This window comes from Staphylococcus sp. HMSC06C11 (genome assembly GCF_001808345.1).
Classification (GTDB): Bacteria; Bacillota; Bacilli; order Staphylococcales; family Staphylococcaceae; genus Staphylococcus; species Staphylococcus capitis.
On sequence record NZ_KV793047.1, the window covers coordinates 358,264 to 382,789 of the forward strand.

At 33.6% G+C, this 24,526-nt stretch carries 26 protein-coding genes and 1 tRNA gene; 24 read left to right on the forward strand and 3 right to left on the reverse strand.

The window, feature by feature from the left end; all coding sequences use genetic code 11:
* The first annotated feature begins 210 nt into the window (after positions 1-210).
* Together pheS and pheT are read left to right on the forward strand one after the other, a co-directional pair.
* Entirely contained in the window at positions 211-1,269 is a 1,059-nt protein-coding gene (gene pheS / locus HMPREF3154_RS10120) for a phenylalanine--tRNA ligase subunit alpha (protein WP_002435139.1), read from the forward strand.
* Positions 1,269-3,671 (forward strand): phenylalanine--tRNA ligase subunit beta, encoded by a 2,403-nt coding sequence (gene pheT, locus HMPREF3154_RS10125; protein WP_002435179.1) that lies wholly within the window; start codon positions 1,269-1,271, stop codon positions 3,669-3,671. Before pheS ends, pheT begins: the two co-directional genes overlap by 1 nt.
* A gap of 60 nt (positions 3,672-3,731) precedes the next feature.
* On the opposite strand, the gene rnhC is transcribed toward pheT, so the two are convergent.
* Positions 3,732-4,664 carry a ribonuclease HIII gene (gene rnhC / locus HMPREF3154_RS10130; protein ID WP_002435164.1) on the reverse strand — a complete coding sequence of 311 codons (933 nt, stop codon included), beginning with the start codon at positions 4,662-4,664 and terminating at the stop codon, positions 3,732-3,734.
* A 295-nt stretch (positions 4,665-4,959) separates the two neighbouring features.
* Between rnhC and zapA the strand changes: the two genes are divergently transcribed.
* From zapA to HMPREF3154_RS10190, 12 genes are all read left to right on the forward strand, one after another.
* Complete coding sequence (gene zapA / locus HMPREF3154_RS10135; RefSeq protein ID WP_002435154.1) at positions 4,960-5,226, forward strand: cell division protein ZapA; 267 nt, start codon at positions 4,960-4,962, stop codon at positions 5,224-5,226.
* On the forward strand, positions 5,227-5,748 hold the full coding sequence (locus tag HMPREF3154_RS10140) for a CvpA family protein (RefSeq protein ID WP_023350443.1): 522 nt from the start codon (positions 5,227-5,229) through the stop codon (positions 5,746-5,748).
* Positions 5,749-5,822: 74 nt separating this feature from the next.
* Positions 5,823-7,535 (forward strand): DNA polymerase/3'-5' exonuclease PolX, encoded by a 1,713-nt coding sequence (gene polX, locus HMPREF3154_RS10145; RefSeq protein WP_023350442.1) that lies wholly within the window; start codon positions 5,823-5,825, stop codon positions 7,533-7,535.
* Positions 7,536-7,544: 9 nt separating this feature from the next.
* The gene (locus HMPREF3154_RS10150; RefSeq protein WP_002435268.1) at positions 7,545-9,893 is read left to right on the forward strand and encodes an endonuclease MutS2; all 2,349 of its coding nucleotides are present in this window, start codon (positions 7,545-7,547) and stop codon (positions 9,891-9,893) included.
* 198 nt (positions 9,894-10,091) lie between these two features.
* On the forward strand, positions 10,092-10,406 hold the full coding sequence (gene trxA, locus HMPREF3154_RS10155) for a thioredoxin (protein WP_002435174.1): 315 nt from the start codon (positions 10,092-10,094) through the stop codon (positions 10,404-10,406).
* 102 nt (positions 10,407-10,508) lie between these two features.
* Positions 10,509-12,293 (forward strand): excinuclease ABC subunit UvrC, encoded by a 1,785-nt coding sequence (gene uvrC, locus HMPREF3154_RS10160; protein WP_023350441.1) that lies wholly within the window; start codon positions 10,509-10,511, stop codon positions 12,291-12,293.
* A 383-nt stretch (positions 12,294-12,676) separates the two neighbouring features.
* On the forward strand, positions 12,677-13,291 hold the full coding sequence (locus HMPREF3154_RS10165) for a succinate dehydrogenase cytochrome b558 subunit (protein WP_002435177.1): 615 nt from the start codon (positions 12,677-12,679) through the stop codon (positions 13,289-13,291).
* A 56-nt stretch (positions 13,292-13,347) separates the two neighbouring features.
* Positions 13,348-15,114, forward strand: coding sequence for a succinate dehydrogenase flavoprotein subunit (gene sdhA, locus HMPREF3154_RS10170; RefSeq protein WP_002435075.1), 1,767 nt, complete (start codon positions 13,348-13,350; stop codon positions 15,112-15,114).
* Positions 15,114-15,950, forward strand: a complete 837-nt coding sequence (sdhB, locus tag HMPREF3154_RS10175; RefSeq protein ID WP_002435188.1) for a succinate dehydrogenase iron-sulfur subunit — start codon at positions 15,114-15,116, stop codon at positions 15,948-15,950. The genes sdhA and sdhB overlap by 1 nt, the downstream gene beginning before the upstream one ends.
* Positions 15,951-16,157: 207 nt before the next feature.
* Positions 16,158-16,958: a glutamate racemase gene (racE, locus tag HMPREF3154_RS10180; protein WP_002435221.1), complete on the forward strand. Its 801-nt coding sequence runs from the start codon at positions 16,158-16,160 to the stop codon at positions 16,956-16,958.
* A gap of 21 nt (positions 16,959-16,979) precedes the next feature.
* Entirely contained in the window at positions 16,980-17,567 is a 588-nt protein-coding gene (locus tag HMPREF3154_RS10185) for an XTP/dITP diphosphatase (RefSeq protein ID WP_070474711.1), read from the forward strand.
* Positions 17,560-18,069 (forward strand): YfcE family phosphodiesterase, encoded by a 510-nt coding sequence (locus HMPREF3154_RS10190; protein ID WP_023350439.1) that lies wholly within the window; start codon positions 17,560-17,562, stop codon positions 18,067-18,069. The genes HMPREF3154_RS10185 and HMPREF3154_RS10190 overlap by 8 nt, the downstream gene beginning before the upstream one ends.
* Before the next feature lie 310 nt (positions 18,070-18,379).
* Here HMPREF3154_RS10190 and HMPREF3154_RS10195 read toward each other — a convergent pair.
* A tRNA-Arg gene (locus HMPREF3154_RS10195) sits at positions 18,380-18,453 on the reverse strand.
* A gap of 371 nt (positions 18,454-18,824) precedes the next feature.
* Between HMPREF3154_RS10195 and HMPREF3154_RS10200 the strand changes: the two genes are divergently transcribed.
* From HMPREF3154_RS10200 to HMPREF3154_RS10230, 7 genes are all read left to right on the forward strand, one after another.
* Positions 18,825-18,959 (forward strand): beta-class phenol-soluble modulin, encoded by a 135-nt coding sequence (locus tag HMPREF3154_RS10200; RefSeq protein WP_002435197.1) that lies wholly within the window; start codon positions 18,825-18,827, stop codon positions 18,957-18,959.
* Between the two features lie 43 nt (positions 18,960-19,002).
* Positions 19,003-19,137, forward strand: a complete 135-nt coding sequence (locus HMPREF3154_RS10205; protein WP_002435168.1) for a beta-class phenol-soluble modulin — start codon at positions 19,003-19,005, stop codon at positions 19,135-19,137.
* A gap of 55 nt (positions 19,138-19,192) precedes the next feature.
* Positions 19,193-19,327: a beta-class phenol-soluble modulin gene (locus HMPREF3154_RS10210; RefSeq protein WP_002435169.1), complete on the forward strand. Its 135-nt coding sequence runs from the start codon at positions 19,193-19,195 to the stop codon at positions 19,325-19,327.
* 50 nt (positions 19,328-19,377) lie between these two features.
* The gene (locus tag HMPREF3154_RS10215; protein WP_002435067.1) at positions 19,378-19,512 is read left to right on the forward strand and encodes a beta-class phenol-soluble modulin; all 135 of its coding nucleotides are present in this window, start codon (positions 19,378-19,380) and stop codon (positions 19,510-19,512) included.
* Between the two features lie 55 nt (positions 19,513-19,567).
* Positions 19,568-19,702: a beta-class phenol-soluble modulin gene (locus HMPREF3154_RS10220; RefSeq protein ID WP_023350438.1), complete on the forward strand. Its 135-nt coding sequence runs from the start codon at positions 19,568-19,570 to the stop codon at positions 19,700-19,702.
* A 56-nt stretch (positions 19,703-19,758) separates the two neighbouring features.
* The gene (locus HMPREF3154_RS10225; protein WP_002435157.1) at positions 19,759-19,893 is read left to right on the forward strand and encodes a beta-class phenol-soluble modulin; all 135 of its coding nucleotides are present in this window, start codon (positions 19,759-19,761) and stop codon (positions 19,891-19,893) included.
* A 115-nt stretch (positions 19,894-20,008) separates the two neighbouring features.
* The gene (locus HMPREF3154_RS10230) at positions 20,009-20,695 is read left to right on the forward strand and encodes a YjjG family noncanonical pyrimidine nucleotidase (RefSeq protein ID WP_023350437.1); all 687 of its coding nucleotides are present in this window, start codon (positions 20,009-20,011) and stop codon (positions 20,693-20,695) included.
* A gap of 52 nt (positions 20,696-20,747) precedes the next feature.
* Here HMPREF3154_RS10230 and HMPREF3154_RS10235 read toward each other — a convergent pair whose 3' ends face one another.
* Entirely contained in the window at positions 20,748-21,188 is a 441-nt protein-coding gene (locus HMPREF3154_RS10235) for an N-acetyltransferase (protein ID WP_002435175.1), read from the reverse strand.
* 187 nt (positions 21,189-21,375) lie between these two features.
* Between HMPREF3154_RS10235 and bshC the strand changes: the two genes are divergently transcribed.
* The 3 genes from bshC (at position 21,376) to rsmH (ending at position 24,514) form a co-directional block, all read left to right on the forward strand.
* Positions 21,376-22,989, forward strand: a complete 1,614-nt coding sequence (gene bshC, locus HMPREF3154_RS10240; protein WP_023350436.1) for a bacillithiol biosynthesis cysteine-adding enzyme BshC — start codon at positions 21,376-21,378, stop codon at positions 22,987-22,989.
* A 143-nt stretch (positions 22,990-23,132) separates the two neighbouring features.
* A complete protein-coding gene (gene mraZ, locus HMPREF3154_RS10245; RefSeq protein ID WP_002435248.1) occupies positions 23,133-23,564 on the forward strand; it encodes a division/cell wall cluster transcriptional repressor MraZ in 432 nt (143 codons plus the stop codon).
* Between the two features lie 14 nt (positions 23,565-23,578).
* A complete protein-coding gene (rsmH, locus tag HMPREF3154_RS10250; RefSeq protein WP_002435203.1) occupies positions 23,579-24,514 on the forward strand; it encodes a 16S rRNA (cytosine(1402)-N(4))-methyltransferase RsmH in 936 nt (311 codons plus the stop codon).
* The last annotated feature ends 12 nt before the right edge of the window (positions 24,515-24,526 follow it).

Sequence of the window (24,526 nt, forward strand, 5' to 3'; positions counted from 1 at the left end):
CATCTTTTTGGTTACTTAAAGAAATTTAAGTCGGAATTGTCATTCCGTTATCAATAGATATACAAGTGTATGCTTAGGCATAAATTTGGGTGGTACCACGGAAAGCTTTCGTCCCAGTTCGATATGGGGTGAAAGCTTTTTTGATGTTGAAGTATTTGAGTTTTCATTTTCAAAAAATAAAATAGTGGCATTAAAAGGAGGAGTTCGGTCATGACTCAAAATGATACGATGGCGGAATTAAAACAACAAGCTCTCGTTGATATTAATGAAGCAGATAATGAACGTGCATTGCAAGATGTAAAGGTTAAGTATTTAGGTAAAAAAGGTTCAGTAAGTGGTCTAATGAAAAATATGAAAGATTTACCTAATGAAGAGAAACCTGCATATGGTCAAAAAGTAAATGAATTGCGTCAAACAATTCAGAATGAATTAGATGAAAGACAAAAGTTATTAAAAGAAGAGAAATTAAACCAACAGCTTGCTGAGGAAACGATTGATGTGACATTACCTAGTCGCCATATTGAGATGGGTTCAAAGCATCCTCTTACTCGCACAGTTGAAGAGATTGAGGATTTGTTCCTCGGTTTAGGTTATGAGATTGTAGATGGGTATGAAGTTGAACAAGATTATTATAATTTTGAAGCTTTAAATTTACCTAAGTCTCACCCTGCACGAGATATGCAGGATAGTTTCTATATTACTGAAGAAATATTAATGCGTACGCACACGTCACCAGTTCAAGCACGAACAATGGAGAAACGTGGTGGACAGGGTCCAGTTAAAATTATTTGTCCGGGTAAGGTGTACCGTCGTGACTCGGATGATGCGACACATAGTCATCAATTTACACAAATTGAAGGATTAGTCGTTGATAAAAATATTAAAATGAGTGATTTGAAAGGTACTTTAGAGTTATTAGCCAAGAAATTATTCGGTGCTGAACGAGAAATTCGTCTACGTCCAAGTTATTTCCCTTTTACAGAACCATCAGTCGAAGTTGATGTCTCTTGTTTCAAATGTAAAGGAGAAGGTTGCAATGTCTGCAAACATACAGGTTGGATAGAAATTTTAGGCGCTGGAATGGTACATCCAAACGTTCTTGAAATGGCGGGCTTTGATTCTAATGAATATTCAGGATTCGCATTTGGAATGGGGCCAGATCGAATCGCAATGTTGAAATATGGTATTGAAGATATTCGTCATTTCTATACAAATGATGTTAGATTCTTAGATCAATTTAAAGCAGTAGAAGATAGAGGTGACCAATAATGTTGATTTCAAATGAGTGGTTAAAAGATTATGTCAATGTTGATCAACCTGTTCAAGATTTAGCTGAAAGAATTACACGCACAGGTATTGAGGTTGATGACATTATCGATTATACGAAAGATATAAAAAATTTAGTGGTTGGTCATGTTGTGTCAAAAGCACCGCATCCAGACGCCGATAAATTGAATATTTGTCAAGTTGATTTAGGCGAGGATGAGCCGGTTCAAATCGTATGTGGTGCTCCAAATGTTGATGAAGGTCAGCATGTCATTGTTGCGAAAGTTGGAGGTCGTCTACCTGGTGGCGTTAAAATTAAACGTGCGAAGCTACGTGGTGAACGCTCAGAAGGTATGATTTGTTCGTTACAAGAAATAGGTATTTCAAGTCACGTTACGCCTAAAGCGTTCGAATCAGGTATTTATGTATTTCCAACAGAAGTGACTCCAGGTACAGATGCGCTTGAAGCATTATATTTTAATGATCAGGTGATGGAATTTGACTTAACTCCTAACCGTGCAGACGCATTAAGTATGGTGGGCACAGCTTATGAAGTAGCTGCTTTATACCAAACTGAAATGACAAAACCTCAAACTTCAAGTCAAGAAAGTGATAAATCAGCCAGTGATGAATTATCTGTTACAGTTCAAAATGAAGATAAAGTACCTTATTACAGTGCAAGAATCGTTCATGATGTAACGATTGCGCCATCACCAGTATGGATGCAAGCACGCTTGATGAAGGCGGGAATTCGCCCTATTAATAATGTGGTAGATATTTCTAACTATGTTCTATTAGAGTATGGTCAGCCACTTCATATGTTTGACCAAAATCAAATTGGTTCACAAAAGATTGAAGTAAGACAAGCAAATTCAAATGAAAAAATGACGACTTTAGATAACGCCGAGCGCGACTTATTAGATTCAGATATCGTTATTACAAACGGCAATGAGCCGATAGCTCTAGGTGGCGTTATGGGTGGAGACTTCTCAGAAGTTACTGATCAAACACGCAATGTTGTTATCGAAGGTGCGATCTTTGATCCAGTATCTATTCGTCATACTTCTCGTCGTTTAAACCTAAGAAGTGAATCATCAAGCCGTTTTGAAAAAGGTATTGCAACTGAATTTGTTGATGAAGCAGTTGATAGAGCTTGTTATTTACTAGAAAGATATGCAACAGGTACAGTGTTAAAAGATAGAGTAGCAGCAGGTGATTTAGGAGCAATGGTTACTCCAATCAATATTACTGCTGAAAAGGTAAACCAAACAATTGGATTTAACTTAAGTGACGATGATATCGTTAATATCTTTGAACAACTCGGGTTTGAAACCCAAAATCAAAATGGACAATTAACAGTTAATGTGCCATCTCGTCGTAAAGATATTTCAATTAAAGAAGATTTAATTGAAGAGGTTGCACGTATATATGGTTATGACGAAATTCCTTCAACGCTTCCTGTATTTGAAGATGTAACAAGTGGATCACTAACAGATCGTCAATATAAAACACGTACTGTAAAAGAAACTCTTGAAGGTGCTGGGCTTGATCAAGCTATCACTTATTCATTAATATCTAAAGATCACGCTAAGGACTTTGCTTTACAAGATCGTCCTACTATCGAATTATTGATGCCAATGAGTGAAGCGCATTCTACGTTAAGACAAAGTCTTTTACCTCATCTTATTGAAGCTGTGGCATACAATGTTGCGCGTAAAAACTCAGATGTTAAATTGTATGAAATTGGTCGTGTCTTCTTCGGTAATGGGGAAGGAGAGTTACCAGATGAAGTCGAATATTTAAGCGGTATTTTAACGGGACAATATGTTAATCATGCTTGGCAAAGTAAAAAAGAGTCAGTAGATTTCTATTTAGCTAAGGGTGTTGTTGATCGTGTAGCTGAAAAACTAAATATTAAATTTGATTATAGAGCAGGTCAAATCCAAGGTTTACACCCAGGTAGAACAGCTATAGTTTCGTTAAATGGAGAAGATATTGGTTTTATTGGTGAGTTACATCCAACACTTGCTGCAGAAAATGATTTAAAACGCACATATGTATTTGAATTAAATTATGACGCTATTATGAGAGTGTCTGTTGGTTATATTAATTATGAACCAATACCTAGATTCCCAGGTGTATCAAGAGATATAGCGTTAGAAGTGAATCATGAAGTTCCTGCTTCAGATTTAATATCTACTATTCATAATAATGGGGAAGACATTTTAAATGATACGTTAGTATTTGATGTATACGAAGGTGAACACTTAGAAGAAGGTAAAAAATCAGTAGCTATTAGATTGAATTATTTAGATACTGAAAATACTCTTACAGACGAACGTGTAACAGCAGTACACGACAAAATTTTAGAAGCCTTACAACAGCAAGGTGCTACAATAAGATAATTAACTAAAAAAGATCTATCCTTAAAATGAAATTTTTAATGAGGATAGGTCTTTGTATATTTAAGTATATTTTTTCTCGATTAAAGCTAGTGCTTTATCTCGATTTTTAAAATGTTTCTTAGATATAGCATCAAGTTGGCTTAAGCCAGATTTTTGAATGATTTTAGCCGCGAATAAGTCAACTTTATTACTTGCACCTTTTGGAACTTCCATTTTAATTTGTTGTGTTATTTGGTTCATATGTTTTACGAAAGCATATCGCGAGATAATACTAGCTGCTGCAATAGCTAGTGATTTTGATTCACCCTTAGTTTCAAATTGAGTTTTTTTAGGAAAAGGTAGTTCGGAAAGTGCATAATGCTGGTATACTTCCCGTTTAGCAAATTGGTCAATCACGATATAATCTAAGTGATCCACGTCAATTTTTTGAACAACATTTTTGATTGCTTCATTATGTAAAACGGCTTTCATTTTTACTTGTGACCAGCCCATCTTCTGACGCTCATTATACTTCACATTATTTAAAGTTAGTAGTGAGTGAGGGATAAAAGTAATAAGCTGTTCAGCTAGTTCAACAATTTTGTCATCTGTTAATTTTTTTGAATCATCCACGCCTAAGGTTTTTAAAACTTGTGCATTTTTCTCTGAGACGTATGCTGCACAGACGGTTAAAGGACCAAAGTAATCACCGCTACCTGCTTCATCACTACCTATGCAATTATATTTATTATATTGAATTGACGACTGTTTAGAGGTAGATGTTTTTGATTGAGAAGATGAATATATAGCTTGATTAGGTAACATGCGTTGAGCTACTAATTCTGCATTCTTTCCTTGGAACATGACCTTTCCTGAATGATATATATTAATTGTAGTGTTTTGGTATTTAGTTCGTGCTCTCATGCCTTGTGGCAATTGAGTTGTTTCAAATTGAATTTGTGATAATAATTGATCTATTTCACTTTGAGTTAATTTATGAACGACATTTCCCATAATAAGTAACCTCACTTTTAATTTCGTACTCATACATTCTATCAAATTTCATTTTCTATCTCATTGATGAATATAACAATATAACTATTAAATGATTTAACATGATACGATGTCTTAAATTGTTTGATAATAGCTACTTACATAATTTTTTACTCTCATGTATAATGTGTGTTGATAAGTAAAAATTGAAGTTAAATCATATAGCTATTTATTTTCAAGATTAAGAAAAAAATCTTGAAGTCTTAAATTATAGAAAGTTAAAATCATTTAAATATTAGGTCAGGAGCAATTAAACATGAGTGAATTTAAAAATAGAATAAATGTTACGATCAACGATCAACATTTCACAATCATTGGCGATGACAGTCCTGAGCATATTCGTTATGTTGCACATCTTGTAGATGAGAAAATGCAAGAATTAGGTCAAAAATCCGCAGGCTTAGATACTACTCGTAAATCGATTTTAACAGCGGTAAATATTATGCATGAGAAAGTTTTACTAGAAGAAGAAAATCGTCGATTACAACAAGAAATCAATCAATTTAAACAAAGTGAAGATTAGATGGTTGTTGATTTAGTTGTCATTATATTGATTTTCTACTTTATGATGATTGGTTTCCGTAGGGGGACGTGGTTGTCGACACTACATTTTATTTCTTCAATCGTATCATTATGGATTGCATCTCAGTTTTATAAGCCTATAGTGCAAAGGCTGATTGTGTTTGTACCATTTCCTAAAACGGTAGCATATGACACATCTTATGCAATTCATTTTAATCAATTGCAACAACGATTTGAAAATATTGTTGCATTCCTTATTTTAGCTACGCTAGCTAAGCTTATTTTGTATCTAATTATTGTTACATTTGATAATATAGTAGCGTATCAGAAACATCAATTAGTTAGTAGAATTATAGGAATTATTCTAGGTTTAATAATGAGCTTAATTGTGATTCAAATTGGACTATATTTTATTTCATTATATCCCGAGCCATTAATTCAAAATCAAATAGCACAATCGTTAATATGTAAAAGGATAATTTTAAATTTACCATACGTATCACAGGTTATTTTAAATTTATAAACTAATTATATAAGGTCAGGACTAGAGCTAACTTTAATGTTGTGTCCTGGTCTTCTTTTTATGGAGAGATGTATATGACTAAAAAAGATGTAATTCAATTGTTAGAAAAAATAGCAACATATATGGAGTTAAAAGGGGAAAACACATTTAAAGTATCTGCCTATCGAAAAGCAGCTCAAAGTTTGGAAATAGATGAGCGTCCTTTAGATGAAATTGAGGATGTTACCGAGCTTAAGGGTATCGGTAAAGGTGTGGGCGAAGTTATCAACGAATTTAGAAATCAAGGTGAGTCTAGCACCTTACAAGCCCTCCAAGAGGAAGTACCTGAAGGATTAGTCCCTTTATTAAAAATTCAAGGACTAGGTAGTAAGAAAATCGCTAAACTTTATAAAGAACTTCATATTATTGATAAAGAAAGTTTACAGAAAGCTTGTGAAGAAGGTGAAGTCAGTAAACTAAGTGGCTTCGCAAAGAAGACTGAACAGAATATTTTAGAAGCAGTTAAAGCACTAGGAGCCAAAAAAGACAGTTATCCGATTGATCAAATGAGAGGTCTGAATAATGAAATTATTGATTTCATTAAAAAGCTTAAACATGTAGATAATTATTCTTCTGCAGGAAGTTTTAGACGTTATAAAGAAATGAGTAAAGATTTAGACTTCATTATTAGTACGGAACAACCTCTAGAAGTTCAACAACAATTGCTTGATATTCCTAACAAAGTAAAAGAAGTTGCAGTTGGGGATACTAAAGTATCTTTAGAGTTATCTTATGATGATGAGACGATAGGTGTAGACTTTAGATTAATTGAGCCTAAAGCCTTCTACCATACGCTTCAACACTTTACCGGTTCTAAAGACCATAACATCCGTATTCGACAATTAGCTAAAGAACGTAATGAAAAAGTAAGTGAATACGGTATAGAACAAGCTGATGGTACATTACTGCAATTTCAAAGTGAAGAAGAGATTTATAACCATTTTGACGTAAATTGGATTGCACCTGCAATGCGAGAAGATGGCAGTGAATTTGATAAAGATTTAAGCGATATCATTTCTTTAGAGGATATTAATGGTGATATTCATATGCATACAACGTATAGTGATGGTGCTTTTTCAATTAGAGAAATGGTAGAAGCAAATATTGCTAAAGGTTATCAATTCATGGTAATCACAGATCACTCACAAAGTTTGAAAGTTGCAAATGGTTTACAGGTAGAGCGTCTCTTACGACAAAATGAAGAAATCAAAAAGTTAAATGAAGAATATGATGAAATTGATATTTATTCTGGTACAGAAATGGATATATTACCAGATGGTTCACTTGATTATGATGACGAAGTCTTAGCACAACTTGATTATGTGATAGCTGCTATCCATCAAAGTTTCAATCAATCTGAAGATGAGATTATGAAACGTTTAGAAGTAGCTTGTAAAAATCCATACGTGCGTCATATTGCGCATCCGACGGGTCGAATCATTGGACGACGACCTGGTTATAAACCTAATATAGAAAAATTAATGAAATTAGCTGAAGAAACAAATACGATATTAGAAATTAACGCGAATCCTAAACGTTTAGATTTAAATGCTGAGACTGTACGTAAATATCCTAACGTTAAGTTAACAATTAATACAGATGCACACCATACGAATCATTTAGAGTTTATGAAGTACGGTGTGGCTACGGCTCAAAAAGGTTTTGTAAAAAAAGATAGAGTGATCAATGCGTTATCACGAGAAGAGTTTAAATCACTCGTTGAAAATAATATTAAATTAAAGAAATAGAGGGATTGCATGAGACAAAAGACATTAGATGTTTTGGAATTCGACAAGATTAAATCCTTTGTTGCGGATGAAACAATAAGTGATTTAGGTCGTGAAAAAGTAGATGCAATGACACCAGCAACTGAATTTGAAACTGTTGAATTTCAAATCAATGAAACTGATGAAATTTCTCAAATATACAATAAACATCGATTACCAAGTTTAAGTGGTTTAGCTAAGGTATCACCACTTATTCATAGAGCGAATATTGGTGGCGTTCTAAATGTGACTGAATTGAATGTAATTAAACGACTTATTCAAGTTCAAAATCAATTTAAGACGTTTTACAACCAACTCTTAGAAGAAGATGAAGAAGTAAAGTACCCGATATTAGATGAAAAGATGAGTCAGCTTCCGGTACTAACTGATTTATTTCAAGAAATCAAAGATAAATGTGATACTTATGATTTATATGACCATGCAAGTTATGCACTACAAGGTATTAGAAGCAAAATTTCTAGTACTAATCAACGAATACGTCAGAATTTAGATCGTATTGTTAAAAGTCAGAGCAATCAAAAGAAGTTATCTGATGCCATTGTCACAGTTAGAAATGACCGTAACGTAATTCCAGTTAAAGCGGAATATCGTCAAGATTTTAATGGTATTGTGCATGATCAATCAGCCTCTGGACAAACTCTTTATATTGAACCCAGTTCAGTTGTAGAGATGAATAATCAAATCAGTCGTTTGCGTAACGATGAGGCTGTGGAACGCGAACGTATTCTTACTGAATTGACCGGTCAAGTAGCTGTAGAAGCCGATTCCATACTTATAGCTGAATCAGTGATGGGGCAAATTGATTTCTTAATTGCTAAAGCACGTTATGCACGTTCGATTAAGGGAACTAAACCTACTTTTAAGAAAGAGAGAACGGTTTATCTTCCCAACGCGTTTCATCCATTATTAGATAAAGAAACTGTCGTTTCAAATACGATTGAATTTATCGATGATGTTGAAACGGTGATTATTACAGGGCCAAATACAGGCGGTAAGACTGTTACTTTAAAGACACTTGGACTTATTATTGTCATGGCACAATCTGGTTTATTAATACCAACGCTTGATGGCAGTCAATTAAGTATTTTCGAAAATGTATACTGCGATATAGGCGATGAACAATCAATTGAACAGTCTTTATCAACTTTCTCATCTCATATGAAGAATATTGTTGAAATCTTACATGAAGCAGATAAAAATAGCTTAATATTATTTGATGAATTGGGCGCAGGGACTGATCCTAGTGAAGGTGCAGCGTTAGCAATGAGTATCCTAGATTACGTTCGCAACCTAGGATCACTTGTTATGGCAACAACCCATTACCCAGAGTTAAAAGCATATAGTTATAATCGCGAAGGTGTCATGAATGCTAGTGTGGAGTTCAATGTTGATACGTTAAGCCCAACCTATAAATTGCTCATGGGCGTACCTGGGCGTTCAAACGCATTCGATATTTCTAAAAAGTTGGGACTTGGCCTCAATATCATTAATAAAGCTAAAACAATGATTGGTACAGATGAACAAGAAATTAACTCAATGATAGAATCTTTGGAAAGAAATTCTAAGCGTGTAGATGAACAACGTATTGAACTAGATCGTCTTGTTCGTGAAGCTCAAGAAACTCACGATGCCCTTGCGAAGCAATATCAACAATATCAAAACTATGAACAATCATTGATGAATGAAGCGAAAGAAAAAGCGAATCAACGTGTTAAATCTGCGACTAAAGAAGCGGATACAATTCTTAAAGAATTAAGAGATTTACGTGACAACAAAGGTGCAGAAGTTAAAGAACATGAATTAATTGATAAGAAAAAACAATTAGATGACCAATATGAAGCGAAGTCAATTAAACAAAGTGTTCAGAAGAAAAAATACGATAAAATTAACGCTGGTGATGAAGTGAAAGTGCTCTCATATGGTCAAAAAGGTGAGGTGCTTGAACTTGTTGGTGAAGATGAAGCAGTTGTGCAAATGGGTATCATTAAAATGAAATTACCTATTGAAGATTTAGAGAAAACGAAGAAGAAAAAAGAAAAACCAGCTAAAATGGTTACACGTCAAAATAGACAAACGATTAAGACTGAACTTGATTTAAGAGGATATCGTTATGAGGAAGCACTAATAGAATTAGATCAATATCTAGATCAAGCAGTTTTAAGTAATTATGAGCAAGTTTACATTATTCATGGTAAAGGCACAGGCGCGCTTCAAAAAGGTGTTCAACAGCATTTAAAAAAACATAAAAGTGTCAGCAAATTTAGAGGTGGTATGCCTAGTGAAGGTGGATTTGGCGTAACGGTTGCAGAACTCAAATGATTAATGATTGATTAATTCAAGCACTGCATTTGATTTTTTGAGAAAATAACGTACAATAAACCCAGTATTATTAGTTAATAAAATGATGTGATGAAGCAAATGAGATAATCATACTTTAATTGAGCAATAGCAATGCAGTTGTTATTAAAGTCTGTTATAATTTGCTCATCATTTAAAAATTAAGGAGGATTGGCATTTATGGCAATCGTAAAAGTAACTGACTCTGATTTCGATACTAAAATTGAATCTGGCGTTAAATTAGTAGACTTCTGGGCTACTTGGTGCGGACCTTGTAAAATGATCGCTCCAGTACTAGAGGAGTTAGCCGGAGATTATGACGGTAAAGCTGATATTTTAAAATTAGATGTTGATGAAAACCCATCAACTGCTGCAAAATACGAAGTAATGAGTATTCCAACTTTAATCGTGTTTAAAGATGGTCAACCAGTTGATAAAGTTGTAGGTTTCCAACCAAAAGAAAACTTAGCAGAAGTATTAGATAAACATCTATAAGAATTATATGACTTAAGACTGGGGCATTTCATTATGTAAATGCTCCAGCTTTATTTTGTTTATAAATAATAATTATAAAAATTAAAAGAAAGGAGGAAAAAATTGGAGGACTATCAAAAGAAAATTAAGGAAAAATTGAATGTAGTGCCGTTAGAACCTGGTTGCTATTTAATGAAAGATAGAAATGACCAAGTGATTTATGTAGGTAAAGCAAAAAAATTAAGAAATCGCCTACGTTCTTACTTTACTGGTGCACATGATGCTAAGACGACCCGACTTGTTAGTGAGATACGAAACTTTGAATTTATTGTGACTTCAAGTGAGACTGAATCTTTATTACTAGAATTAAATTTAATTAAACAATATCAACCGCGTTACAATATTTTACTTAAAGATGACAAAAGTTATCCTTTTATTAAAATCACAAAAGAAAAGCATCCAAGACTGATTGTTACACGCACTGTGAAAAAAGGAACTGGAAAATACTTCGGTCCTTATCCTAATGCGTATTCTGCTCAAGAGACAAAGAAATTGTTAGATCGTATTTATCCTTTTAGAAAATGTGATAATATGCCTGATAAACTGTGCTTATACTACCATATAGGCCAATGTATGGGGCCGTGTGTTTATGATGTTGATTTAGATAAATATGCACAAATGACTAAAGAAATTACGGATTTTCTAAATGGTGAAGATAAAACGATTATTCATAATTTAGAGAGTAGAATGACAAAAGCTAGTGAAGATTTAGACTTTGAACAAGCGAAAGAGTATCGTGATATGATTCAACATATTCACAACTTAACGAAAAAACAAAAAATTATGTCTACTGATAATACAATTAGAGATGTCTTTGGATATAACGTTTCTAAGGGGTGGATGTGTGTACAAGTTTTCTTCATTAGACAAGGAAATATGATAAAACGAGATGCAACAATGATACCGATACAACAATCAGAGGAAGAAGAGTTTTATACTTTCATAGGACAATTCTATAGCTTAAATCAACATATCTTACCTAAGGAAGTTCATGTTCCAAAGAACCTTGATAAAGAGATGATTCATTCAGTTGTAGATACAAAGATTGTTCAACCTTCTCGTGGGGCTAAGAAAGAAATGGTTGATTTAGCTAATCACAATGCTGAAGTGCAACTTGAAAATAAATTCGAGTTAATTGCAAGAGATGAATCTAGAACTATTAAAGCTATAGAAGAGTTAGGAGAACGCATGGGAATTCAAACTCCTATTAGAATAGAAGCTTTTGATAATTCCAATATTCAAGGTGTGGATCCTGTTTCTGCAATGGTGACCTTTGTAGATGGTAAACCAGATAAAAAAGGATACCGTAAATATAAAATTAAAACCGTAGAAGGGCCTGATGATTATAAATCGATGAGAGAAGTAGTACGTCGGCGTTATACGCGCGTTTTAAATGAGGGCTTACCCTTACCAGATTTAATTATTGTTGATGGTGGTAAAGGTCATATGAACGGTGTGATGGATGTCCTTGAAAATGAATTAGGCTTAGACATTCCAGTTGCAGGACTTCAAAAGAACGACAAACACCAAACATCTGAATTACTCTATGGAGCAAGTGCTGAAATTGTACCGTTGAAGAAAAACAGCCAAGCCTTTTACTTACTCCATAGAATTCAAGATGAGGTACATCGTTTTGCGATAACGTTCCATAGACAAACTCGACAAAAAACAGGACTTAAATCAGTCTTAGACGATATAGATGGTATTGGCGCCAAGAGAAAAACTACACTTTTAAGAACTTTTGGGTCAATTAAGAAAATGAAGGAAGCAAATTTAGATGATTTAAAAGGTGCAGGCCTACCTGAAAAAGTTGCTAAAAACCTACAAAAAGCACTACAAAATAAATAAATTTCAAAAAAATGGGCATGAGAATTATTCTCATGCCCAAAAGTAGTATAAAAAATGTTACAATATGGTTAACAAAAGCTAATTTTTTTAAGGTTGTGTGGAAGCGTTTTCTAAATGAGAAATGTTATCAATTAAGTGTTGGTAACTTCAACTATGAGTCGTCACATCTTTATTAAAGAATTCTTTATAATCACTAGCCTTTTACTTTTTTAAGCCATACTTGTGTGGATTTATTTCTCATTTAATTAAAGTGTTTACACGTACAAGTACCAAATAAAGAAGTAAATGTAAGCTAGTCTTTTATATGGAATTTCAGGGCATATTGCATACAATTTTCTGGGAATTAGCAAATTTAAATATTTGTTTCACAGGGGGGACTCCTTTTGGCTCAATCAAAAAACGAATTTTACCTTAGACGACTACATTCGTTATTAGGTATTATCCCAATTGGTGCATTCTTAATTGTTCACTTATTGGTAAACCATCAAGCAACACAAGGCGCAGAGGCTTTCAATAAAGCATCTGGTTTCATGGAATCATTACCATTCTTAATTGTGGTAGAATTTTTACTTATTTATATTCCATTGCTATACCATGGACTTTTTGGACTACATATCGCATTTACTGCAAAAGAAAACATCGGTCATTATTCTCTATTTAGAAACTGGATGTTCTTCTTCCAACGTGTAAGTGGTATTTTAGCTTTCATTTTCATTGCGATGCACTTATGGCAAACACGCTTACAGAAAGCATTTTTCGGTAAAGCAGTAGATTACGACATGATGCATGAAACGTTAAAAAATCCATTATGGGCAATTTTCTATATCATTTGTATCATTGCGGTAGTATTCCACTTTGCAAATGGTTTATGGTCATTCTGTGTTACGTGGGGCTTTTTACAATCTAAAAAATCTCAACGCGTATTCACTTGGATTTCTTTAATTGTATTCTTAGTGGTTTCTTATATCGGTGTATCAGCTATTATCGCATTTATGTAACAACGATGATTTCAACTTAAGTCTTAGATTTTTAATATCAGGGGAGTGACATTTCTATGGCAGAGAAAAAAGTTATTGTTGTCGGTGGAGGACTTGCCGGTCTGATGTCAACAATTAAAGCGGCAGAACAAGGTGCACATGTAGATTTATTCTCATTAGTACCTGTAAAACGTTCGCACTCTGTTTGTGCCCAGGGGGGCATTAATGGTGCGGTTAATACTAAAGGTGAAGGAGATTCTCCGTGGATTCACTTTGACGACACAGTATATGGGGGAGACTTCTTAGCTAACCAACCACCAGTAAAAGCGATGGCTGAAGCAGCACCAAAAATTATACACTTATTAGACCGTATGGGCGTAATGTTTAGTAGAACAAACGAAGGTTTATTAGACTTCAGACGTTTTGGTGGTACGTTATATCACAGAACTGCATTTGCCGGTGCTACAACAGGACAACAATTATTATACGCTTTAGATGAACAAGTTCGTTCTTATGAAGTAGATGGATTAGTAACTAAATACGAAGGCTGGGAATTCCTAGGTATCGTTAAAGATGATGAAGATGCAGCAAGAGGTATCGTTGCTCAAAATATGACAACATCAGAAATTCAATCATTTGGATCAGATGCAGTTATTATGGCTACAGGTGGTCCTGGTATCATCTTCGGTAAAACAACAAACTCAATGATTAATACAGGATCTGCAGCATCAATTGTTTATCAAGAAGGTGCAATTTATGCTAATGGTGAGTTTATTCAAATCCATCCAACAGCTATTCCTGGAGATGACAAATTACGTCTTATGAGTGAATCAGCTCGTGGGGAAGGTGGACGTATTTGGACATATAAAGATGGTAAACCTTGGTACTTCTTAGAAGAGAAATACCCAGATTATGGTAACTTAGTACCTCGTGATATCGCAACGCGTGAAATTTTTGATGTATGTATTAACCAAAAATTAGGTATCAACGGCGAGAACATGGTATACCTTGATTTATCTCATAAAGATCCACATGAATTAGACGTTAAATTAGGTGGTATCATTGAGATCTATGAAAAATTCACAGGTGATGATCCTCGTAAAGTACCAATGAAAATCTTCCCAGCTGTACACTACTCAATGGGTGGACTATATGTAGACTATGATCAAATGACAAATATCAAAGGTCTATTCGCTGCTGGTGAGTGTGATTTCTCTCAACATGGCGGTAACCGTTTAGGAGCTAATTCTCTATTATCTGCAATTTATGGTGGTACTGTTGCAGGTCCTAACGCAGTTAAATATGTTCAAAACATCGAAACTTCTTATTCAGAGTTAGACGACAGTATTTATGAAAAACGCGTTAAAGAAGAACAAGAACGTTTTGACAAGCTGTTAAATATGCGTGGTACTGAAAATGCTTATAAACTTCACCGTGAGTTAGGTGAAATTATGACAGCTAACGTAACAGTTGTACGTGAAAATGATAAATTATTAGAAACAGATAAGAAAATCCAAGAATTGATGAAACGTTATGAAGATATCGATATGGAAGATACACAAACTTGGAGTAACCAAGCCGTATTCTTCACTCGTCAATTATGGAATATGCTAGTATTAGCACGTGTTATTACTATTGGGGCTTACAACCGTAATGAATCTCGTGGTGCACACTACAAACCTGAATTCCCAGATCGTAATGATGATGAATGGTTAAAAACTACAATGGCTCATTATAGAGGTAGAACTGAAAAACCAGAATTTACTTACGAGCCAGTTGATGTAAGTTTAATTCCACCACGTAAACGTGATTACACTAGTAAGTCTAAGGGAGGTAAAAAATAATGGCTGAACAATCAGTAAAAGAAACTCCAGAAACTCAAGGTAATCAACAAACAAAAGAACAGAATCAACAATCTAATCAAAAAACAGTTAAATTAATCATTAAAAGACAGGACAATAACGAATCTAAACCATATGAAGAAACTTTTGAAATTCCTTACAAAGAGAATTTAAATGTTATCGCATGTTTAATGGAGATTAGACGTAACCCTGTTAATGCTAAAGGTGAGAAGACGACTCCAGTCACTTGGGATATGAACTGTCTTGAAGAAGTATGCGGAGCTTGTTCAATGGTTATCAATGGTCGCGCAAGACAATCTTGTTCAGCAATCGTTGACCAATTAGAACAACCTATCCGTTTAGAACCTATGAGTACGTTCCCAGTTATTCGTGACTTACAAGTTGACCGTTCAAGAATGTTCGACAACTTAAAACGAATGAAAGCTTGGATTCCAATTGATGGTACGTACGATTTAGGTCCTGGACCACGTATGCCAGAGAAAAAACGTCAAACAGCTTACGAATTATCTAAATGTATGACATGTGGTGTTTGCTTGGAAGTATGTCCAAATGTAACGCCTAATAACAAATTCGTTGGGGCTCAAGCGATTTCTCAAGTGCGTTTATTCGACTTACATCCAACTGGTTCAATGACTAAAGATGAACGTTTAGATGCTTTAATGAGCACTGGTGGTTTACAAGAATGTGGTAACTCTCAAAACTGTGTGAATGCTTGTCCTAAAGGTATTCCATTGACAACTTCTATCGCAGCTTTAAACAGAGAAACATCATTCCATATGTTTAAATCATTCTTCGGTTCTGACCATAAAGTAGATTAATATCGATTATATTACGACTAAGACGTTAAAGTCTTAGTCGTTTTTTGTTTTAAAAAAATTTCCCATCAATATGAGTGTCTTTTTAAATTAGTATGCTTCTTAGAAATCATTTTCAAAATAGAAAGTAAAACTAGATTCGTAATAATAAACAGTATAAGTCCATTGTGATAAAATAAAGGTTAACTGAAAAAATAAGGATGAAGATATATGAATAAACCTATAGGTGTTATCGACTCAGGTGTGGGAGGTTTAACGGTAGCCAAAGAAATCATGAGACAATTACCAAATGAGACGATATATTATCTTGGTGATATTGGACGATGCCCTTATGGACCTAGACCTGGAGATGAAGTTAAACAGTTTACTACAGAAATTGCTCAAAAATTAATGGAATTTGATATAAAAATGTTAGTCATTGCTTGTAATACAGCAACAGCTGTTGCATTAGAGCATTTACAAACATTGTTGCCTATTCCTGTTATTGGAGTTATTGAACCAGGTGCACGAACTGCGATTATGACGACTAAAAATCAAAATGTTTTAGTATTAGGAACTGAAGGTACAATTAAATCAGAAGCTTATCGTACTCATATTAAAAAGATTAATCCTAACGTCAATGTTTATGGTGTGGCATGTCCAGGTTTTGTACCGTTAGTTGAACAAATGAGATATAATGACCCAACTATCACAAGTATTGTTATTCATCAGACATTAAAACAATGGAGAAACAGTGATGCTGATACTGTAATTTTAGGTTGTACGCATTATCCTCTATTATACAAACCTATTTATGATTATTTTGATGGTGAAAAAACTGTAATTTCTTCAGGATTAGAAACTGCACGTGAAGTAAGTGCGTTATTAACGTTTAGTAATGAACATGCGAGTTATACAGAACATCCAAAACATCGATTCTTTGCGACTGGTGATACCACACATATCAAAAATATTATTGCCGAATGGCTTAAAATGAATGTACAAGTTGAACAAATTACAGTAGGTGAGTAAGAGAAGGGAGTAAGTATAGTTATGTCAGATATTGTCATTGCATCGAATAACAAAGGTAAAATTAATGACTTTAAAGTTATTTTCAAAGAAGATAATGTCATAGGTATTTCTGAACTTTTACCAAATTTCGATGTTGAGGAAACAGGTACTACATTTGAAGAGAATGTTAAATTAAAATCAGAAGCTGCAGCCAAGGTGTTAAATAAGCGTGTGATTGCTGATGATAGTGGGCTTGAAGTGTTCGCACTTAAAGGTGAACCAGGTGTCTATTCAGCAAGATATGCAGGACTAGATAAAAGTGATGATGCTAATATTGATAAGCTATTGGCTAATTTAGAGAATGAATCTGATCGACGAGCACAATTTGTTTGTGTGATTAGTATGAGTGCACCAGGTGAAGAAACTAAAACATTTAAAGGCACAGTTTCTGGTGAAATTACTCATGCAAGACAAGGGACTCATGGATTTGGTTATGATCCAATCTTCTTTGTGCCTGATAAAAAGAGAACAATGGCAGAACTTACTGACGAAGAGAAAAGTGAGATAAGTCACAGAGGAAATGCGATTCAATTGTTGAAAGCGTATCTAGAAGGTGGTCAAAATGAGTAAGTGGATTATTATTAGTGATAATCATAATGAATCAGGGATTTTGTATCACGTGTTTGAAAAGCATCAAGATGCTGATGCCTTTCTACATCTAGGTGATTCGGAGTTTCAATATAATGATACGGAATTAAGTCTATATCATCGTGTTAAAGGCAATTGTGATTTTTATCCTGAATTTCCTGAAGAAGAGATAATTGAAGAAGAGGGTATGAAAGCTTTTTACACACATGGACATTTTTACGATGTCAATCGTACGCGTATGAAACTTGCTGAAAAAGCAAAATCTCTATCTTGCCAATTTGCATTTTATGGACATACTCATGTTGCTAAATATGAGAATATTGCTGGAGTACATGTTATTAATCCAGGTAGCATCTCACAATCACGCAGTAATATAGAAGAAACATTTGCTGAACTTATTATTAATGATACCGGCTCACAGGCTGAACTAAATTTTAGAAATAGAGAAAATAAAATAATAGATACAGTTTTGATAAATATTTAAACAGATAAGCATTAGAAAACGATACCTGCCCGTAAAAGGGCAGGTATTTTTTTAGATTACGACACTTTAGCATTGTTTAAATACAGTTAGGCACAAGTAATGGAAAATTTTAGCGGATTTAATGATTGTTATGCATTTTCTTTTTAGAAGAGCGATATTTAAGTAATTAAAAGATAGCGTAATTAAACTACGCATCTTTTGTGATCAATCTAATTAAACCATCCGCTTTGTGTAAATAATCTTTATTAACTAAAAAATGAGGGATACTACATTTGTAGTATCCCTCATCGTCTTAAAAGTATATTATTAGCGTCCTGGGAGGGATTCGAACCCCCGACCGATGGCTTAGAAGGCCATTGCTCTATCCAGCTGAGCTACCAGGACATTTTTTAACACAAGAATTATTATATCTAAATGGGGGAGTTTTAGCAATAGTTCTCTTATAAAAAATGTTTATATTTTTCACTATAGTAGTGCTTTTTATACTAGAATGTTAATTTATTGTAAAGATGCAAGGAATTTTTAACAATTGAATTGTAAACAATACACTAAGGAATTCCAAACTGTTGTGTAAACGTTTTCATTTCACAGTTTAGACCTTTAAATACCGACTTAAGAAAATATAAACAAATTGTGCTAAATCCGCTTTATAGTATAAGTAACAAAACGATAGATAAACAAACAACACAAGTTCATTCATCGTTTTAAATTAATTAACTCACGCATTATCACATTTTACTGAAGGAGTGTTTGTAATGGAAAAATTATTCGACGCAATTAGAAACACAGTCGATGCTGGAATCAACCAAGATTGGACAAAATTAGGAACTAGCATTGTTGACATCGTTGACAATGGTGTAAAAGTTATTTCTAAATTTATTGGTGCATAATTCAGATTATTAATATCGTTTTAATAATAAAGGAGAGATTATAATGCAAAAATTAGCAGAAGCAATCGCAAACACAGTAAAAGCAGGACAAGATCATGATTGGACAAAATTAGGTACAAGCATCGTTGATATCGTAGAAAACGGTGTAAGTGCATTAACTAAAGTATTCGGTGGTTAATTTTCGATAAATAAGAACTTAATTATAAATAAAATAAACTAAAGGAGAGACTATAATGACTAAATTAGCAGAAGCAATCGCAAACGCAGTAAAAGCAGGACAAGACCAAGATTGGGCAAAATTAGGTACAAGCATCGTAGGTATCGCTGAAAATGGAATCAGCTTATTAGGTAAAGTATTCGGATTCTAATTTAATCAACTTACTCATTTTTTAATAAACTACTAAAAGGAGAGATTATAATGCAAAAATTAGCAGAAGCAATCGCAAACACTGTAAAAGCAGGTCAAGATCACGATTGGGCAAAATTAGGTACAAGCATTGTTGGTATCGCTGAAAATGGTATTAACGCTATCACTAAAATCTTTGGTGGTTAATTATCACATTTAATGAAATTCTAAATCTAAAATATAAATAAAGGGAGAGATTTTAATGACTAAATTAGCAGAAGCAATTGCAAACACAGTAAAAGCAGGACAAGACCACGACTGGGCAAAATTAGGTACAAGCATCGTAGGAATCGCTGAAAATGGTATCGGTGCATTAAGTAAAATCTTCGGTGGTTAATTAGCGAATTTAATAATATTTAAATCTAAAATATATAAATAAAGGGAGAGATTTTAATGACTAAATTAGCAGAAGCAATCGCAAACACAGTAAAAGCAGGACAAGACCATGACTGGGCAAAATTAGGTACAAGCATCGTGGGTATCGCAGAAAACGGAATCGGTTTATTAGGTAAAGTATTCGGATTCTAATATATGATTAGATGGACCAGGGCAAGCGCTCTGGTCTTTTTTTATTTGCAGATTATTTGTTATTATTAAAAAGAATAAGAAGTTTGTTCATTAAAATTTGAAACGGGGATAAATTGTGACATATAAACATATCTTATTAGATTTCGATGGTACAATAGTTGATTTTTACGATGCAGAGGAAAAGGCATTTTATAATATGGCAAAACATTACGGTCATTTTCCGACTAAACAAGATTTCCAACATTTTAGAAAGGTCAATCAATCACACTGGGAAGCTTTTCAACAAAATGAATTGACGAAAGAACAAGTTTTATCTCATCGATTTATTAATTATTTCAATGATTATTACATAGAAGTAGATGGTAAAGAAGCGGATGAGATATTTAGAGATGAATTAGCTAAAGCGCCGCTTAAATTTTTCGATCAAACGATTGAAACTATTAACCAGCTGAAAGATAAACATTCATTATATATTGTTACGAATGGTGTGACAATCACGCAACAGCGTCGTATTGCTCAGACAAATTTTAATGATATATTTAATGGAATATTTATTTCAGAGCAGACTGGTTACCAGAAACCTATGCGAGAATTCTTTGATTACATCTTTAATGAGATTGGAAACATTAATAGAGAGGAAACAATTATAGTTGGAGATTCGTTGACCTCTGATGTTATGGGTGGCCTCAATGCTAATATTCAAACATGTTGGTTTAATTACCGTGAAAAAGAAAATAACTCTAATATACAACCTCATTACGAGATCAGTAATTTGTCAGAACTAATTAATATTGTTGAATAGAAAAAAGCCATTGAATGTATGCTAAATACATTTAATGGCTTTTTATATAACGTTAAGGTTTCCAAATTAATACATCGTGACCTTCAGGGTTTTTAGCTTCGACATCCTCAAAACCATGTTTTAAGAAATAGTCTTTTGAGTTGTTTCTAGCAATGGCTTTGATAGGTTTATTATTTTCTTTAGCAAAATCGATAAGCTTTTTAGCATAGCCACGACCTTGATATTTTTCAAGAACTTCTAATTTCCATAATAAAATGTAATCATCACAATCTGGGAAATAAGTTTCTTCAACTTCGCCTTTGTCGAGTAAAGCCATTCTTGCCGCTAATTTATCTCCTACAAAAATGCCATAAAAAGGTGAATCTGAACTTGCATCTATCATTTGACCTTTTAATTCTTCAACCATATAGAGATCTTTATTGCCGAACTCTCTAAAATCTTCAAAGAGCTCATCAGTTTTATAATTTATCTCTAGATGTTTTACCTCGCTCATATTTTCTCTCCCCTTTAATTTCTTTTCTCTATTATACCTTATTTTAATGTTAACTTTCATTTATTTAAAATTATAGAAAATTCCAGTTTTAAAATGAATATATAAATAAATTTAAGCCGTAAAATTGTCATAAATGAGTATAGTCTTTATACTATATGAGTAATAGTGATACTGAAGGAGTTAAAACATGAAGTGCAATGTAATAAAGTTAAATGAAGATGATCAGTTTATCTCTAAAATAAAAAATGGCGATTCTCAAATTGCGAGGTTTTATGAATATGATGCAAGTTTAAGAGATAGTTTCTCTAAAAGACTTAATACTCCAAATAATGGTAGAGAAGAGCAACTTTCTTCTGTTATAAAATCTTATATGAGTGATTTAGATTTGTCAGAATCACAAATTATGAATATTAAAGATTTAGCTGAGGGAGCTAAAGTAGTAATTGGAGGACAGCAAGCGGGATTGTTTGGAGGACCTCTCTACACTTTTCATAAAATTTTTTCAATTATTACTCTAAGTAATCAACTGACAAATCAATATAATGAAAAAATTATTCCCGTTTTTTGGATTGCTGGAGAAGACCATGATTTTGATGAAGTTAATCATACTTTTGTATTTAATCATAAGAAGGCAACGCTCGATAAGATTAAATATCATACGATGACTCCACCTGAAACTAGTGTTACTCGTTTTACTCCTGATAAAGAAGCTTTATTGGAGTCGCTTAATCAGTTTTTTAAAGAATTAACAGAGACTTCCCATAGCAATGAAGTGTATCAGTTATGTCGTAACATCATCTTACGCTACGAAAATTGGACTGATATCTTCAAAGGACTTCTACATGAAATTTTCAAAGAATATGGGGTATTATTCCTAGATGCTCAATTCACAGAGTTAAGGAAAATGGAAAAGCCTATTTTCAAAGATATACTAGATAAAAGTGAAAAATTGGATCAAGCTTTTCGAGACACACAATCCAAAATTGAAGCACAAGGATTAAATCCAATGATTCAGACAGACACTAATACTCATTTATTTATTCATGATGAAAATATGAGACAGTTATTAAAATATAAAGATGGCAGATTTATTACTAGTAAATCGGAGAAGTCATATTCAAAAGAAGATTTATTTAACATTATTGAAAATGAGCCCGAGAGAATATCAAATAATGTTGTTACTCGTCCAGTTATGGAAGAGTGGTTATTTAATACTGTTGCATTTATTGGTGGACCAAGCGAAATAAAGTACTGGTCAGAATTAAAAGAAGTGTTTAATTTACTTAATGTTGAAATGCCCATTGTTTTACCTAGACTTAGAATAAGCTATATGTATGATAGAACTAAAAAATTATTGAAACAATATAATCTGAAAACTGAAACTATCATTTCATATGGAGTAGAACAAGATAGACAGAAATTTGTACGTGAAAAAGCCTCTCAAGAATTAATAGATGAAGTAGAGCAAATGAAAGTAAAACAGCAACAACTAACTGAAAGATTGAAATCTCAAGTTGCAGGAAATCATGATAATGAATTATTGATAGAGAAGAATAATGAAATTCACCAAGAACAATATCATTACTTGTTAAAACGCTACTTATTAAATGTAGAAAGGGAAAATGATATTAGTATGCGCCAATTTAGAGAAATTAATGAAGTGCTCCATCCAATGGGTGGATTACAAGAAAGAATTTGGAATCCATTACAAATAATGAATGATTTTGGGAAAAATGTGTTCCATCCCTCCACCTACCCACCACTTCATTACACTTTTGATCATATAATTATAAAACCTTGATATAAAGGCGTTTGAACCCGTTTTATCTTTTTGATAAAACGGGTTTTTTTGTGTTTGAGCAAATAAATTGAACTAATTTTGCATAATTAGTGGAGGATAGTGGGGAGATGTGGTAAATTATAAATAAGGTGAGGTGATAAAAAATGTTCATGGGAGAATACGATCATCAATTAGATACAAAAGGACGTATGATAGTACCGTCCAAGTTTCGTTATGACTTAAATGAACGTTTTATTATCACTAGAGGCCTTGATAAATGCTTATTTGGTTACACACTTGAAGAATGGCAACAAATTGAAGAGAAGATGAAAACCTTACCTATGACTAAAAAAGACGCACGTAAATTTATGCGTATGTTCTTCTCTGGTGCTGTAGAAGTAGAATTAGATAAGCAAGGTCGTATTAACATACCTCAGAATTTGAGGAAATACGCTAATTTAACCAAAGAATGTACAGTAATAGGTGTGTCTAATCGTATTGAGATTTGGGACAGAGAAACTTGGAATGACTTCTATGAAGAATCAGAAGATAGTTTCGAAGATATTGCTGAAGATTTAATAGATTTTGATTTTTAAATGGAGGTATTCAAGTGTTTCATCACGTCAGCGTCATGTTAAACGAAACCATTGATTATTTAAATATTAAAGAAGATGGTGTGTATGTTGACTGTACGCTTGGTGGTGCAGGTCACGCCCTTTATTTACTTAATCAATTAAATGATGAAGGTAGACTTATTGCGATTGATCAAGATTTAACAGCCTTAGAAAATGCAAAAGTTGTTTTGAAAGAACACTTACATAAAGTCACTTTTGTTCATAACAACTTTCGAGAATTAACGAATATTTTAAAAGATTTAAACATTGAAAAAGTAGACGGCATCTATTACGACCTCGGTGTTTCGAGTCCGCAATTGGATGTCCCTGAAAGAGGATTTAGTTATCATCACGATGCGAAATTAGACATGCGGATGGATCAAACTCAATCACTATCTGCTTATGAGGTAGTGAATGAATGGTCTTATGAAGCATTGGTAAAGATTTTTTATCGTTACGGTGAAGAAAAGTTTTCAAAACAAATTGCAAGAAGAATAGAAGCTAATCGAGAACAACATCCAATAGAAACGACTTTACAACTCGTTGACATCATCAAAGAAGGTATACCTGCCAAGGCGAGACGTAAAGGGGGACATCCTGCTAAAAGAGTTTTTCAAGCAATTCGAATAGCTGTAAACGATGAATTATCCGCGTTTGAAGATTCAATTGAACAAGCAATTGAGAGTGTAAATGTTAATGGAAGGATTTCGGTCATCACGTTCCATTCTTTGGAGGACCGCTTATGTAAGCAAATTTTCCAAGAATATGAGAAAGGACCAGAAGTTCCGAGAGGGATACCAATTATTCCTGAAGGTTACTCGCCGAAATTAAAACGTGTAAATCGCAAACCGATAACTGCTACTGAAGAAGATTTAGACGAAAACAATCGTGCGCGTAGTGCAAAACTACGTGTTGCAGAAATTTTAAAATAAGGAGTAATTGAA

Coding starts and splice junctions, on each gene's coding strand:
- HMPREF3154_RS10215 (WP_002435067.1), top strand. CDS start 19,378: ATGCAAAAATTAGCAGAAGCAATCGCAAACACTGTAAAAGCAGGTCAA.
- rnhC (WP_002435164.1), bottom strand. CDS start 4,664: ATGGGAAATGTCGTTCATAAATTAACTCAAAGTGAAATAGATCAATTA.
- mraZ (WP_002435248.1), top strand. CDS start 23,133: ATGTTCATGGGAGAATACGATCATCAATTAGATACAAAAGGACGTATG.
- HMPREF3154_RS10185 (WP_070474711.1), top strand. CDS start 16,980: ATGTCAGATATTGTCATTGCATCGAATAACAAAGGTAAAATTAATGAC.
- trxA (WP_002435174.1), top strand. CDS start 10,092: ATGGCAATCGTAAAAGTAACTGACTCTGATTTCGATACTAAAATTGAA.
- HMPREF3154_RS10235 (WP_002435175.1), bottom strand. CDS start 21,188: ATGAGCGAGGTAAAACATCTAGAGATAAATTATAAAACTGATGAGCTC.
- pheT (WP_002435179.1), top strand. CDS start 1,269: ATGTTGATTTCAAATGAGTGGTTAAAAGATTATGTCAATGTTGATCAA.
- HMPREF3154_RS10205 (WP_002435168.1), top strand. CDS start 19,003: ATGCAAAAATTAGCAGAAGCAATCGCAAACACAGTAAAAGCAGGACAA.
- sdhA (WP_002435075.1), top strand. CDS start 13,348: ATGGCAGAGAAAAAAGTTATTGTTGTCGGTGGAGGACTTGCCGGTCTG.
- zapA (WP_002435154.1), top strand. CDS start 4,960: ATGAGTGAATTTAAAAATAGAATAAATGTTACGATCAACGATCAACAT.
- sdhB (WP_002435188.1), top strand. CDS start 15,114: ATGGCTGAACAATCAGTAAAAGAAACTCCAGAAACTCAAGGTAATCAA.
- HMPREF3154_RS10225 (WP_002435157.1), top strand. CDS start 19,759: ATGACTAAATTAGCAGAAGCAATCGCAAACACAGTAAAAGCAGGACAA.
- HMPREF3154_RS10220 (WP_023350438.1), top strand. CDS start 19,568: ATGACTAAATTAGCAGAAGCAATTGCAAACACAGTAAAAGCAGGACAA.
- HMPREF3154_RS10150 (WP_002435268.1), top strand. CDS start 7,545: ATGAGACAAAAGACATTAGATGTTTTGGAATTCGACAAGATTAAATCC.
- HMPREF3154_RS10210 (WP_002435169.1), top strand. CDS start 19,193: ATGACTAAATTAGCAGAAGCAATCGCAAACGCAGTAAAAGCAGGACAA.
- HMPREF3154_RS10200 (WP_002435197.1), top strand. CDS start 18,825: ATGGAAAAATTATTCGACGCAATTAGAAACACAGTCGATGCTGGAATC.
- HMPREF3154_RS10190 (WP_023350439.1), top strand. CDS start 17,560: ATGAGTAAGTGGATTATTATTAGTGATAATCATAATGAATCAGGGATT.
- HMPREF3154_RS10140 (WP_023350443.1), top strand. CDS start 5,227: ATGGTTGTTGATTTAGTTGTCATTATATTGATTTTCTACTTTATGATG.
- racE (WP_002435221.1), top strand. CDS start 16,158: ATGAATAAACCTATAGGTGTTATCGACTCAGGTGTGGGAGGTTTAACG.
- bshC (WP_023350436.1), top strand. CDS start 21,376: ATGAAGTGCAATGTAATAAAGTTAAATGAAGATGATCAGTTTATCTCT.
- polX (WP_023350442.1), top strand. CDS start 5,823: ATGACTAAAAAAGATGTAATTCAATTGTTAGAAAAAATAGCAACATAT.
- pheS (WP_002435139.1), top strand. CDS start 211: ATGACTCAAAATGATACGATGGCGGAATTAAAACAACAAGCTCTCGTT.